Below are 15,158 nucleotides of genomic sequence, written 5' to 3' on the forward strand. Positions count from 1 at the left end.
ATAAGACTGATGTGGAGATAACACTTCTCCACAACACTTTTTATTTTTGAAATTATTATATTGTTTTTAATTTTTTAAATCTATCAACAACGTCTTTTTCTTTTTAATTAGTGTACACTTGTGTTGTCGTGATGTTTTCATTACTCAACGATGTTAGAATCCATTACGATCTTTACTATGGTATTTTTAAAAATCTAATTTTTACATAGCTTACTTCATAATTACATAATTTATATACTATTTTTTTACTTTATTATCTTGTATCATATTCAATTTTTCCAGTATTATCTGTTCGCATATTATACAAATATACGACAAAACAACACAAAACACACCCCACAAAATAAACAAAACAACAATAATATCAATCATTCGATAAACAAAATAACTATAAAATACAACAAATACTAAAAAATAAAAAAATCAACTTTTCCCAACACAAAATAAACAAATCACCAAAAAAATACCTCACAATACAAAAACATAGAAAAAAAATACATGACCTACAACTATAAAGAACAAACAAAAAATAAGATATTAATAGATTTAACTTAATAAATATAACAAGCACATCATATACGCCATATATTGTATACTCTTTAAATAATTAATTATAAATCAAATCAATTATTTTAGAAAAAAGATTAAATAAAAAAGTAGTATCAAAGAACAAGTATGATGTATCATCATAATTGTTGACACGTTCATTAAACGTTCTTTTTCATTATTTCCCTTAGGACTGATGTTGCAAAGCATCCTTTTGGTATGAAAAATTCGACTTCTATTGCATCGTCCATTTTTTTTACATTTGTTTGGTCGACCTTGAATCGGACTGATCTTCTTATTCCATGACTTCCAAGTTTTGGTGTTTTTGGACATGCAAATGCTTCCTTGGATACCTGTTCTTCTTCTATGATTTTCTTTTCTATTTCACCTTGAATTCCCTCTGCAAATGGAACTTTTGAACCTATTAGTGGTGCGGTTGGATTTAGTGTGAACTTATTTATATCCTCTTCAATGGTATCTTCATCTATTTCATGTACCCATCGTTCTTCTTTGTCTATGATTATATCTCCTGGATAATATTTGTTTATTCCTATTTTTGAACGTTCGTTGATGATTTTATTGAATAGGTATGACTCATATGCGTTTACGAACATTCTTTTTAATGGTTTTGGTAATGCCTCTATTGATTTTATATAATCCTTTTCTTCCAGTTGCCCCTTTTTGTTTGAATGTATTAATTCTTGAAGCATGTATTTTTCATATCTCATGCTTTTAGGCATAAGATCATATGATTCTTGTAACTTTCCTTCATCGTATAATTGTCTTGCTTGATAGGCCTGTTCATATTCACCATCAGCAGGATTTCCTATATATGTGTCGACTGCTTTTTTAACATTTCCTTCAACTAGTGCTTTTCCAACAAGATGGGTATTGGACCTTAGCTCCCCGAAACGCTGATAACCATAATAATTTGGAACACCGGTTAATTCAAGCGAATCCAATACACTTCTGGCATTATCACATGCCTCATCGGGATTTTCAATATCCCTGATTACTATTTTGAACTTGTTTCCTTCAAGCTGACCTATTCTTAGTTTTTTCTGATTGGATTTTATATCCAGTATCTTCACGTTATAAAGAACATCCTCCAAATCATCGGGCAATTCCTCCGGAGTTATGTTACTTACACATATCCATTGACGGGTTATGGCTGATTTATCTTTCATACCTGCAAAGCCCATTCTTTTTCTGCTTAGATGTAAATGTCTTGCCACATCCAATACGATGTCCAAAGTTGTTTTTCCATTCTTTTGTATTTCAATCCACGTATTTGGTCCTTCACCTGTAGGTAAGGCCAATGGAACTTCTTCAACATAGAAATCCTCGTTACTACATCTTATCATTCCACCGGTTCCCTTAAAATCTGTTATAAAATTCTCTGCATTTAACAATATTAAATCCTCCGTAAAATTAGTAAAAATGATATTTAAAAAGAAAAAATAAAAAAATATTGGATTATTATCCTTCGGATTCTGGCGTATTAACTGGTTCCAGATTATCAGAAGTATCCGAATCACTTCCAGGATTATCTGCAGGAACAGGATTATCTGCAGGAACAGGATTTACTGGTTCTTCAGTGCCGCTATCAGCCTGATTCGAATTACCTTCATCTGTCGTGGCAGTTCCAGTATCAGTACCGGTAGAGCTAGAAACTTGATTTGATCCACGATTCGTTGTATTTTGAGAAGATACCACATCTGATTCAATGTCATTAGAGTCATTATTGGAATCCTCCTGGACCAATAATGATAAAGTGTCATTTGTAGATTTTTCTATTAATGATATGATATTGTCTTCAATACCTGTTTCATGAAGTGATGGTACGAATGCGTAAGCTAAAACTAAGGACAATATCAAAATGACCGGTATCATGACCAGTAAAAACTTTTTATCCTTATTGAGTATCTCTTCAAGTTTTTTATTTTCCATATGAATCTCCTCATCTCTATATTTATATTACTTTTTCATAACATAATAAAGTATTGAAAAATATAAAATAATATTTTTTAAAAAAAATAGTTCAAACATGAAAAAATAGCAAGATAATATAAAAGAAATTAGGAAGATGATGAATAGGTTAATAATAAAAACCAGACAAATACTTTGAAAAAAAAAATTTAAGAAAAAAATAATAGAAAAGGATTTAATATTTAAAAACCAAATATTATAATAAGTTTAAATATTTACGTTGGAGGGATAAATATCATAGAAAAAGTATCAAAAACTATGATTGCTCTGATAATAATAAGCGTTATTTCCCTGTTATATGCTTTAATTGGACCTATGAAAAATTTATTCATATTTTTAGCAATATTTACTGTGGAATTTATTATTATTGGCCTGTCAAGTGCTAATATTCTATATCCAAAGGAAGATATAAAGTATATGGCTAAAAAGCCAATACAAGTGATTACTCTAGCGATATTTTTATCATTAGTCGGTATGATAATAACCAAATCTCTTATTGGTGCTTCAACAAGAAATTTCATAATAGTATTGTCAATAATCAGCATCATAGTCACTTTACTAACTAACTTTGAACATTCAAAGAATTTCGATTACAGTGACAATAAGATAGTCAAAAAATACTTTAGTAAAGGTACTCATGAATCAATATATGCTATTGCAGTTTATTGTTTGGTTAGTTTCTTTGGAATTAATGTACCGCCATTTAGTGTTATACCATTATGGTTTGGATTATGTGTGCCATTCCTATTGTTTATTCCAGGATATCTAATTACAAACACGGTAATACCTAAAAAGGATGAAATTGAATTACCTGAAAGACTGGGAATCTCAGTATTTTTAAGTCTAATCACCATGTCAATCATAGGATTTGCTTATGCACAGTTAAAACATGGATTGAACATGAGAATAGTGACTTTAATATTGGTATTTATGACATTGTTCATATTAATCCCATTATATCTTATTAGAAGTAGAAATATACCATTAAAAGTTAGGTTTAACCATCCGTTAATTGAAAGACTATTGGTATTAATGGCAATAATCAGTTTAATCTTAGTCATACTCTCAGGAATATACGTTAACACGTTAAGTTTAACTGCAAATCCTGGAAATACAACATTCACGATTGAAGGAATCACGGCATCAAATAGTTCGGATGGATATTATTCATTTGATGAGGGACAAGAAGTAGAACTGAACATAAGTTTAACAAATCAGGAAAATGAAGACGTTAATTATAAGGTGGTTATAGAGAGTAAGAATGAATCCGGAAACACTACTGTAGATGAGCTTACAAAAAGCCTGAAAGTTAACGAGTCGGCCAAAATACCTGTGAACATTACTATGACACCGGGTAAAAAGGATATTACGTTTACATTATATAAAAATGATAAGGTATACAAGATACGTCATTTATATGTAAATGTAGGAGGAGAATCTTCTGAAACTGAAGGAGAATCTTCAACATCGGGCGGAGAATCTTCAGAATAAAAAAAAAAATAAGTATTATGCTGGAAATATTATTTTCCAACAGCATAATATTTAAAACCTAATTTTTTCATATAACTATTTTTAAATTGATTTCTACCATCAAAGATTATATCATTATTTAAAAGGTCTTTCATTCTATTAAAGTCTGGACTTCTAAATTCTTTCCACTCGGTTAGAAGCACCAGTGCATCAGCATCTTTTAATAATGAATATTTATCATCATAATAATTTATATCCAAATCCTTGAAATAATACTCTTTTGCTACATCCATGGCCTTCGGGTCATATACATTGATTTTCGCACCCATCTTAAGCAGTTGTCTGATGACAATTATGGATGGTGCTTCCCTCATATCATCGGTTTCAGGTTTGAATGCCAGTCCCCATATGGCAAAGGTTAATCCCTCCAAATTATCGCCCAGCACATCAATGATTTTATTTATAAGATAATATTTCTGAGAATTATTGACCTTTTCAACACTTTCCAGCAGTACAGGGGTGTAATCATGATCCTTTGCCGTTTTAATAAGTGCCGTTACATCTTTTGGAAAACAACTTCCACCATATCCGCATCCGGCATATAGGAAGTTACTTCCTATCCTGGAATCACTACCCATTCCTTTACGTACATAGTCAATGTTCGCACCGACCTTGTCACATATATTGGCCATTTCATTCATGAATGAAATTCTGTTGGCCAACATGGAATTTGAAGCGTACTTGGTCATTTCAGCACTGCTTACATCCATTACAATCATCCTTTCATGATTCTTTGTGAACGGTTCATAAAGTGTTTTCATCATTTCCTCTGAATCCTCATCATCACATCCAACCACAATCCTGTCTGGCCTCATGAAATCATTGACCGCATTACCCTCTTTTAGAAATTCCGGATTTGAAACAACAGATACATTGAAATCCTTTCCCCTTTTGTCCAGCTGTTGTTGAATGATTTTTTTAACTTCATATGCCGTGCCTACAGGTACTGTTGATTTGTCCACAACTATAATATCATGAGTAACTATCTGCCCGATTTCCTTTGCCACTTGATGTACATACTGCAAATCAGCACTTCCATCTTCACCCATTGGGGTTCCCACAGCTATAAAACATAAATCGGCATTTTCCAATCCTTGTGATAAATCTGTTGTAAAGTGTAAGTTTCCTCGTTCATAATTTTTTTTAATCAATTCCTCTAATCCAGGTTCATATATTGGCACTATTCCTTTTTTCAATGATTCTATCTTTTCTTCGATTACGTCAACACAGTAGACCTCATTTCCCATCTCTGAAAAACAAGTCCCTGTTACCAATCCCACATAACCCGTTCCTATAATAGTTATATTCATTAGATAACCTCAAATGTTTATACTTTAAAAAAAATAATTCGAACATATTACTATTATTTATTTATCAAATAAATCTAATTTAAAATTTTCTAAAAAATAGTTATCCTCCTATCCTTGTATTAGATAGGATTCAAAAAAAGATAAGGTAATTATTGTACTTGACAAACAATAAACCTATTGTTTTCAAATACCTTTGTACCCACTTGTATTTGATTGAAGTTGTAGTCATCAATCTCTTTTGTAAAGTAGTATACCGGATAATAGTCCCCTTCTACATATACCACGTCCAAATCGGAGTAATCGGTGGAGTTGTTCATTACCAGTGACTTATCATATACAATATATGATATGTTCTCATCGGCCAGTGCATAACTAGATGATTTACGTGATGATGGACTGGTATACACATCGAAGCTGTAATGCATTGGTATTACATCACTACTTGACAATATCATTCCAAAGAAGAGATTGTTTGTTATCATTGATTCATTGATTGATGTATTTTGTGTCTTAAACCAGTCAATTACCTCTGTCTCTTCAGCTGAAGGTGGTGCTATGTGAAACTTTGATTGGGACGTGCTTACACTGGAGTATTGGAATGATTCATCAGATAATGAAAATCCCAAACTGATTAGTGAGAGCAATAAAAGCACGACTATCGACATGTAAATAAACTTGTTATTATCCTTTTTATAGTTTTCCAATAGTTGGCTAAAGGCATATCCACCCAGAAGAACTGTTGGAATTACAAAGTATATCAGCATTCTGTAAGTATAAACCGGCACTCCAATCCAGTGTAAATTACTGATAATAAATGCCAGTAATGCCCATATAGCTATAAATACATGTTTTCTATTTTTTATTGAGTAGACAAATCCTATTATGCCTAATATCAATGGCAATATGCTTACACATTTAATGTATCTTTCAAGTCCCATCGCCTTTTGGCCCATGAACAGTGACATAGGATCGTTTATTATTGAAAAGGTCCCGTTCAATAGCTCCAATGCCTTTTCAGGACTTAACATGTTTATCATCATATACCCTATAGCCAAGACCACCAGCAGTGGTATGAGAAACATGAGATAGGATGAGATTACACGTAGTTTTCTGGATAATATCAGATATATCAGGGATAATGCGGATATTATGGCCACATAATATACGAATGTTGAAAAATGAACCGCAAGTATTAATAATCCCATCAGTACACTTATAAATACATACCATATGTTTTCATTATCAATGGCCATGTAATAGAAGTACACTCCCCACAAGAAGAATATTACCGCTATTGTCTCCGGAATAGGAAGTAACAAACGCGTAAACATAAAACTTGCCAACAACAGCATACCTGATACGCATCCTGCAACTGATCCATACAGTTTATGTGAAATATATACTACACTTATCACAGCTACCGTTACAAAGACAACCTGAAATACTTGAGCAGATTGTATTAGGCTTAAACCTGATATTGATGATGTGAGAATCAACAATATGTGAAACAGTGGTGCATATCCGATGGTTTTACCTATAGGAGCATTCAACAATGGGTCGGTAGTTGTCAATCCATTAATCAGGTATGCTAATGAATAGTTTATATGCGTATATATGTCCCAGCTCAATGGCCCATTAGTAGTTAATGTCACATATAATGCTATCAGAAACGTAAGTATTATAGGGACAATCAATAATTTTTTGTTTTCATATTTAATCATTTTATCACTAATTTTTTTTAATTGAAGAAAATCTAGTAGGCATTTTGATCAAATAGCAACATTGGAATTGTTCTTAAAAATATTTTTATATCCAACCATATAGACCAATTTTCCACGTAGAAAATGTCATATTTAATACGTTCAACTATGGATGTATTTCCACGATATCCATTTATCTGAGCCCATCCTGCCATTCCCGGACGTACATGATGTTTAATCATGTATTTTGGTACTGATTCCCTGAATTTCCTAACAAAATATGGGCGTTCTGGTCGTGGTCCAATAAGACTCATATCTCCCTTAAGTATATTGTAGAATTGCGGCAATTCGTCAATACTTGTTCTTCTTATGAACTTACCGAAGTTGGTGACTCGGGGATCGTTTTTTTGAGTCCACTTTTGATCATCAACATATTCATTTTCAATAGTCATACTTCTAAACTTATATATCATGAAAACCCTACCGTTTTCACCTACCCTTTCCTGTTTATATATTACCGGACCGGGAGAGGTTAATTTAACCCCCATGGCCACTAGAATTAATAACGGTGAGATTATTATAGATACCACAATTACAAAAACCACGTCGAATATTCTTTTTATGTATCGGTTAAATGTAATATCCAACGGTAAGTTTCTGACACTAATCAGTGGAATATCATCAATCAACTCTACATTAAAGTTACTTGATACATACTGATAGTAATCAGGGACGATATCAGCACGTACTCCCATCTTTTCACAACTTTCTATAATCTGTCCTAATACATTGTAATGTCTTGGAGAGATACTTACGATAACCCTGTCAACAAGGTTACGGGCCAGTATTTTTTCGATGTCCGTTATTTTACCGATTACCTTAACATTGTTAATTTCACCAGTCACGTTATCATCCAAAAATCCCATGATTTTATATCCGAGATATGAATTAACACTTATTGTATCGGCTAATCTAGCACCTACTTCTCCTGCGCCAATTATCAAAACGTATTTGATGTTAAAACCTTCCTGACGGAATTTTCTTAGAGTTAACCTTAACAATGACCTTTCTACAGCGGCAAGTACGAATGTTACCAGGAGTATTGAAACTATGTAATATGCATCAACTCGAATCACGTTCAATAATAGCAATACTGACATGAATATAAATTCCACTACAATAACTCTTAAAATCTTGGATGATTCTGAAAAAATACTTCTGTTGGTCCTTTGAGGAGTATATAAACCAAATATATAGTAAAAAAGTATATAACTTGGTATTAAAAAGATATATAAAACCAACTGTGACAAATAATCATGATTAAAGAATAAATGAGTGTATTTTGTAAATATTGATGAATTAACTATCGATACGGCAAATAGTACAATTAATGCATCAATTACAACATTCATCATATTAAATAATCGTTGGTTTTCTCGAATCATAATACCACTCTATTACTATTATTTATAGTGATTTTAAATATAATATTTTTCTATTAAAAAAAAAGTTGAAAAAAAATATAATGGGAAAAGAAAACCAAATAAAATTTGAGAATCTGGATTACAAGAATAAAAGCTTGATGTAATACAAGGACCATATTCCAACATGGGTAATGACATTTATTAAAATATTATCAGAGGCTTTATAATGTTTATCGTAAAATATTTGCATTGAATTGTGAAATTCATACAATAACTTTTTGGATTTGCCACTGGCCCCCTTATAATGTGTTATTTCTGCCTTTCCATAATACACGACATCATAACCCAATTGCTTGATGTTGTAGCATAGCTCAATATCCTCACCATACATGAAATATGATTCATCCAAACAGCCACACTTTAGCATTACATCTCTTGGAATTAACATGAACGCCCCCACAACACAATCGACCGGATAAACCTCATTTTCATCAAGATATGATAGATTATATCTGTTGAATCTCCTGCTTTTTGGAAATATCTTTGATAAACCCGTTAATCTATAGAATGATACTTCGAATGTGGGAAAAGATCTTCTGCATGCTTTATCCAAATTTCCATCGGGTAAAACCACCTTACATCCCAGACATCCGATGTTTGTATTTTCCTTTATATGGTACAAGCATTGATTTATCGTGTTTTCCTTTACTATGACATCACTATTTAACAGCAGTACATATTCACCTGTAGATTCTCTTATTCCAATATTGTTGGCCGTTGCAAAGCCGTCATTGTTATCGTTTTGTATAAGTGTGACATTCTCATAATCAGAAAAATCATTGCATAACATGTTAAAACTATCATCGGGTGAATCGTTGTCAACTATTACTATTTCATATCCTATATCATTTACTGTGGCAAGTATTGACATTACGGTATCCTTTGTTAATTGATAAGTTGCATAATTGACGATTATTATAGACAAATCCATATAACTCCTCCCTATAATATGTATCCCAATGTATTTTTAATCATCAGCCATTCAATCTTCAAGAGATTTTTATGTGATGTTATTTCAGTCTTTTTGAGTTTGTTTCTTGTGGACAATCCTTCATTTATTCCTTCAATGTATTCATCAGCATATCCTTTTTTATAGAAGAAAAGAATTTTAATCAATATTCCAATCATGAAAAAGATTGCATTAACGATTAACATCCAATTTGGCATGTTTTTATAGATTAAGTATATGTTGTTTCTTGCAGATATTTTTACCTTGAATGGATTGTATCTTGATCCGGTCGTTGCACTTCCATGGTGGTATACTATTGCATCTGCACAATAATATGAGATATAACCATGGATTCTGGCTCTGAAGGATAAATCCATATCTTCAACATAACTTTCAAAGTTTTCATCAAATAATCCTATTTCATCGAAGTACTCCCTACGATATAAAGCCGCACCTGCACATGCACTGAATACTTCACAGCTGGTTGTATATTTGGATATGTCCCTGTTGTTTCCTCTTTTTTTACTCCAGGAGAGTATTGTGTATTCGTCACCTGCATCATCAATTAACTGCGGGTTGTCATATTGAATCATTTTTGAGGATACTGAAAATATTTTTGAGTCAATCGCTATTGTTTTTAATAGCTCTTCAATCGTATCATCGCATACAACCGTATCATTATTTAATAAAAACAAGTAAGGAGTTTTGGCTACCTTGATTGCCTGATTAACAGCTTTTGCAAATCCTTCGTTTTGTTTATTGACTATTAATTTTATTTGAGGATAGTTTTCCTTGATAAATAATACGCTGTCATCCTGTGAGTTATTATCAACGATGATTATATCAAAAGGTGTTTTTATTTTATCTAATGAAGAAAGCAGCTCTTTTAATAAAGAAACATTGTTATAATTTGGTATTATTACACTTACTTGAGCATTCATAGATACACCTCAATAAAAATTTTTGAAAAAAAAGTAGGAGAAACGGGTTATAAAAGTTTGTTTTTCTGCACATAGTCAATAAACTCATTACAGACAGTGTTTACTTCCCCTTTAGACATTAATTGTCCTTGATTTAACCATACTGCCTTGTCACATAAATCCCTTACCTGTGCAATGGAGTGTGATACAAACAGCAGTGTTACATCATCCTGCATCATATTGGACATTCTTTTCTTACATTTTTTCTGGAAGGAAATGTCCCCTACTGACAACACTTCATCCAATATCAATATTTCAGGATTTACTGATGATGCTATTGAGAAGGCTAGACGGGATTTCATACCTGATGAATAGTTCTTTACAGGTACATCTATAAAATCACCTATCTCAGAAAATTCAACTATTTCATCGAATTTATCTTCCATGAATGCTTTACTATGACCCAATATTGCACCATTTAGGAATATGTTTTCTCTACCGGTGTAATTTGGATCAAAACCAGCACCTAATGCCAACAAAGGAGCTATTTTTCCGTTTATCTCCATACTTCCCCGAGTAGGTTTCATAACTCCTGAAATAATTTTTAGAAGGGTACTTTTTCCAGCACCATTTAACCCTATGAATCCTATCTTATCTCCCCTGTTTATCTCAAAGGAGATATCCTGTAAGGCCCAAAATGATTGAAATCTTAGTTCTCTTTTTATTACTTTGATAAAGTACTCTTTTAAGTTATCTGTCTTTTCCTGACTTAAATTGAATTCCATGCTTATATTATTAGCCCTAATTATCACATCATCATCCATAATTTCCCCTCACTATACATATAATATAAATTTATCCTGATATTTGTAAAATAACAACAAACCAATTATTAACAGCACCACTGCAAATATTGCGGGATAGTAAATCATAAATGGATCATATAATTTCCCATACAAGAAACAATCCCTTAATGCCTCGATTATCTGTAATATTGGATTATATGTCTGAAATACTCTGAAACGTGCAGGCACTATATCTGCCGGGTAAAATATAGGCATAGCGTACATCAGCATTGTACAAAATACCGCATACAAGTGTTGCATATCCCTAAAGAATACATTTATCGTAGCCATTATCAGACCGGCAGCTATCGTAATGATAACCAATATCAGTATAGGCAGGCTTGCAAACAATATGAAAACTGTGAATTTCACATTCAGTACGAACATTATCCCAAATAATACCGATAATGAAAGAATATATGTTATAAAGTTTGATATAACTGCAGATACTACATAGATATACTTCGGAACATACATAACCTTCCAAATACCCGATGACGAGATAATACTTCTCATAGCCTGAGTAGAACCGCTTCTAAATAAACTGAAAGCAGTCATCCCGGTCAAATAATAAATTGGATAATTTTCTACACGTTTAAATAATGTGGAAAAGATTATTGTTAATAATATCATGGAAAGTAATGGGTCAAGTAAACTCCATAGAATACCCAATACAGACCTACGATATTTGATTTTTATATCACGTCTTACTAATTCAGCCAATAACGGTTTATATTTATTGAAATTAGTAAAAATTCTGTCAAATCCAGCGTTATTCATAATTAATCCCCATTTATGATAGAATTTAAATTTTTCATATAATATCGATTATTGATATACAAAAAATGACATATGAAAAATATATTCAACCATAAATTAACTATTATAATATTATGTAATCCAAACATATTAAATATTTTTATACAAAAAGAGGTAAGGAAATTATTTAAATAATTTTATAAATTGATTGACCCTCTCACTGTAGGTGTGTTGGGAGATGATGCTGACATCATACTCTCTACTATGACCCAAGTTCTCATCAATCAATTCCTTTAATTGCTCAGGAGAGGTGTATGTTAAGACCCTATTCTCAAACAATTCATCCAATCCATCAATGTCATCAGATATCACGCATGCACCACATGCCAATGCATCGAAAATTCTATTTGATATGAATCCTTTCTCACGCATATCATCCCAATGATCATTTAAGAGAATATCACAGGACGAATAAGCATATCTTAACTGTTTATTGTCTATATGATCTGCCTGGATATATTTCTTGTTAATTAATTTATTCCAGTCTGAACCATACACTGCCAAGTCATGCTCTGTTGGAAGCAGATCCTTAATTATTTTCCTATAGACCTTTCTTGAGTTTCCCACAAACAACAGTTCATGCTTATAATCCTCATTATAATCAGGATAGAATCTGTTTGTATCTGTACATTGCCACATACACTCTACAGGAGTGTCTATTTTTGAGGATATTTTTTCAGCCCACTTCTTTGATGCTATGAATACATAATCATATGAGCAATATTCATTCAGTCCCACCAAATCCGGATGAGATATGTTCCACATTATGTTTAAATGTGCAAGTTTTGTCTTATATCTGGATAAACCCCTCAATACTATTACAGCATCACATATTGAATCAGTATCATCCCCCCATTGTGGCAATACCTGTAATTTTACGGCATATCCTCTTTTGATAAATTCCTTCATCAGTCCCTCTGCCAAATAGAAGTCACCCCATTTATGTGCTTCATTCCATGAAGGGGCAGGTATCTTTATTGCTATCTTATATTTATCATAATATTCTGTTAGTATTTGCTTGAATCTGTTTGCCCTGTGGGAATAGGTATGATTGTTTAATACTATTTCCTGCAACTGTTGTACCTTTTGGTCATATTCATTTTTATTTTCAAGGTAATGAGTCAGTTGTTCTTGTAATTCCTGTTGTGAATGATATTCAGGTAGTTTTCCATCGAACACTTCCATATTTCCTTTAGATCCATTGGTAAATACCAATCTGCCACAACTGATGGCGTCAAATACACGGCTGTTGACGGATCCAAAACCACGAGTCACATGATTGGCATCATCCAATACGACACGACATGATGCGTAAACACCCGGCAAATCACCATAACTGACAAAACCACTGGAATACTTACTCAATGAGGAAACCTTCTCCCAATTGGCACCATACAACTTAAATGTATACTCATCATCATCGGGATTTAAACAGTCAACAATCTCACGGTCAGCATTCCAATAACTGCCGGTAAAACAGTAATCACATGTAAAATCATCAACTACTGAAACATCACCGTTAAACATGGAAGTATCAGTAGCCAATGGAAACAGGAATGCTTCCATACCTGTGTGTTGGCTGACAAAGTCACAGGCTAAGCTGCTGCTACATAAGACTATATCATACATCATAAAATATGGCATGGATACCCAACGTTCAAACCAGTTTCTAAGCCATGCAACCTTAACGAGCATGGAATTGGCACAACGTACCTTACTTAGGTCATAGCGATCCAACAAGCTAATAATAACATCCACATCATCATCAACATAATACCAGCTGCGTCTTCCACGCTGTGGTAAAAACTTGACTGTCCAACCGAATTGTTCGAATCTTCCAGCCAATCCAAGTGCAGTGAAATAATCACCTGCCGTGGCATCTTCACCATCTTCAGTTACAACAAATGCGACTGTTAAAGGACTGTCACTGAAAATTCGCTTTCCATTTAATTTGTCATCGAACAATTTCTTACGAAGCCAAGAGTTCCAGCGCTCCACAAAGACACGCCTATTGTTCAATCGACGATTGCGAACCTCACGATTACTGTCCGTTTGTTGTGTGCCGAATTCATAATGATACAGACGGGCACGTCCATCACAGAGAATATCCAAACCGTTACGCACAAGTTTCAAACAAAAGTCCACATCCTCATATCCATATACATATGACTCATCAAATCCACCGACCGATTCAAAATCATCACGACTTACCAATAGACAGGCAGCCGTAACTCCTGCAACGGAAAAAACATCACCTGTGGAATCATATACTTCCACACCATTTTCACGATTGAATGGACGTATAAAACCCTCTGATTCCTTAAAAATTATTCCATTGTGTTGGACGGAGAATGATTTTTCATGATTTATTCTGTTACTGGAACAGTCCGGGTAAAATAAACGAGCTCCAACTGCACCAACATTTTCATCGGATAACATTGAATCCATCATGAAATTTAAAAAACCGCTGAGTGGTTCGACGTCATTGTTTAAAAATAAAAGGTATTCTCCACCCGCAACTTCCAACGCCTGATTGTTGGCATGTGAAAAGGATTCGTTTACGTCATTTTGTATACATGTAATGTTTAAATTGTTTAAACTGTTAATGAAGTCCACAGAATCATCACTGGATGCATTATCAACAATTATAACCTCAAAATTAGGATAATAATCAATTATAGCATCTATTGCATTGAATAAACGTTTCAAGTGACCTAGACCATCACGATTAACAATCACGATAGAAACCAAAGGGGCATTTTCATCAAAAACAGGAATGCTATTTAAATCAATATCTTCAATAACATTAGCCAATTCTATCATCTCTTCTGAAGATAAAACACGCTTAGGTCTTCTTATTTCCTTAATTTTATTTGATAATTTATCCTTTAATAAGTTTTTGGAGTCGATGACATTATTGCGTATGAGACGTAACTTATCAAACTCCTGAGATTCCCTGATTTGTTGTGGTATTTTCATAAGACATTCCCCTTTGGTAATATATACTTATCTTTTTATTTCATAGATTAAAAATGTTCTTAATTAATAATAAGATTAATTAATAAA

General features: G+C 32.9%; 11 protein-coding genes. 1 reads left to right on the forward strand and 10 read right to left on the reverse strand.

Annotated elements, in window-relative coordinates; all coding sequences use genetic code 11:
• Positions 1-707 precede the first annotated feature (707 nt).
• Positions 708-1,958 (reverse strand): tRNA pseudouridine(13) synthase TruD, encoded by a 1,251-nt coding sequence (truD, locus tag AW729_RS06125; protein WP_112124276.1) that lies wholly within the window; start codon positions 1,956-1,958, stop codon positions 708-710.
• A gap of 67 nt (positions 1,959-2,025) precedes the next feature.
• Positions 2,026-2,496, reverse strand: a complete 471-nt coding sequence (locus tag AW729_RS06130) for a hypothetical protein (protein WP_112124277.1) — start codon at positions 2,494-2,496, stop codon at positions 2,026-2,028.
• A 456-nt stretch (positions 2,497-2,952) separates the two neighbouring features.
• Here AW729_RS06130 and AW729_RS06135 point away from each other — a divergent pair, with 456 nt between their 5' ends.
• Positions 2,953-4,026, forward strand: coding sequence for a DUF1616 domain-containing protein (locus tag AW729_RS06135; RefSeq protein WP_162685822.1), 1,074 nt, complete (start codon positions 2,953-2,955; stop codon positions 4,024-4,026).
• A 29-nt stretch (positions 4,027-4,055) separates the two neighbouring features.
• Here the strand turns inward: AW729_RS06135 and AW729_RS06140 are convergent, their stop codons facing one another.
• The 8 genes from AW729_RS06140 to AW729_RS06175 form a co-directional block, all read right to left on the reverse strand.
• A complete protein-coding gene (locus AW729_RS06140; RefSeq protein WP_112124279.1) occupies positions 4,056-5,375 on the reverse strand; it encodes a UDP-glucose/GDP-mannose dehydrogenase family protein in 1,320 nt (439 codons plus the stop codon).
• 149 nt (positions 5,376-5,524) lie between these two features.
• Positions 5,525-7,096: a glycosyltransferase family 39 protein gene (locus AW729_RS06145; RefSeq protein ID WP_112124280.1), complete on the reverse strand. Its 1,572-nt coding sequence runs from the start codon at positions 7,094-7,096 to the stop codon at positions 5,525-5,527.
• Positions 7,097-7,128: 32 nt separating this feature from the next.
• Entirely contained in the window at positions 7,129-8,520 is a 1,392-nt protein-coding gene (locus AW729_RS06150; protein WP_112124281.1) for an undecaprenyl-phosphate glucose phosphotransferase, read from the reverse strand.
• A 118-nt stretch (positions 8,521-8,638) separates the two neighbouring features.
• Positions 8,639-9,490 (reverse strand): glycosyltransferase family 2 protein, encoded by an 852-nt coding sequence (locus AW729_RS06155; protein WP_112124282.1) that lies wholly within the window; start codon positions 9,488-9,490, stop codon positions 8,639-8,641.
• Between the two features lie 11 nt (positions 9,491-9,501).
• Complete coding sequence (locus tag AW729_RS06160) at positions 9,502-10,449, reverse strand: glycosyltransferase family 2 protein (RefSeq protein WP_112124283.1); 948 nt, start codon at positions 10,447-10,449, stop codon at positions 9,502-9,504.
• A gap of 47 nt (positions 10,450-10,496) precedes the next feature.
• Entirely contained in the window at positions 10,497-11,252 is a 756-nt protein-coding gene (locus tag AW729_RS06165) for an ABC transporter ATP-binding protein (protein WP_112124284.1), read from the reverse strand.
• A 12-nt stretch (positions 11,253-11,264) separates the two neighbouring features.
• Positions 11,265-12,053 carry an ABC transporter permease gene (locus AW729_RS06170; protein ID WP_112124285.1) on the reverse strand — a complete coding sequence of 263 codons (789 nt, stop codon included), beginning with the start codon at positions 12,051-12,053 and terminating at the stop codon, positions 11,265-11,267.
• Positions 12,054-12,215: 162 nt separating this feature from the next.
• Positions 12,216-15,071, reverse strand: a complete 2,856-nt coding sequence (locus AW729_RS06175) for a glycosyltransferase (RefSeq protein WP_112124286.1) — start codon at positions 15,069-15,071, stop codon at positions 12,216-12,218.
• Positions 15,072-15,158: the final 87 nt, after the last annotated feature.

Origin of the sequence: Methanosphaera sp. BMS, from assembly GCF_003268005.1 — an archaeon.
Taxonomy (GTDB): domain Archaea; phylum Methanobacteriota; class Methanobacteria; order Methanobacteriales; family Methanobacteriaceae; genus Methanosphaera.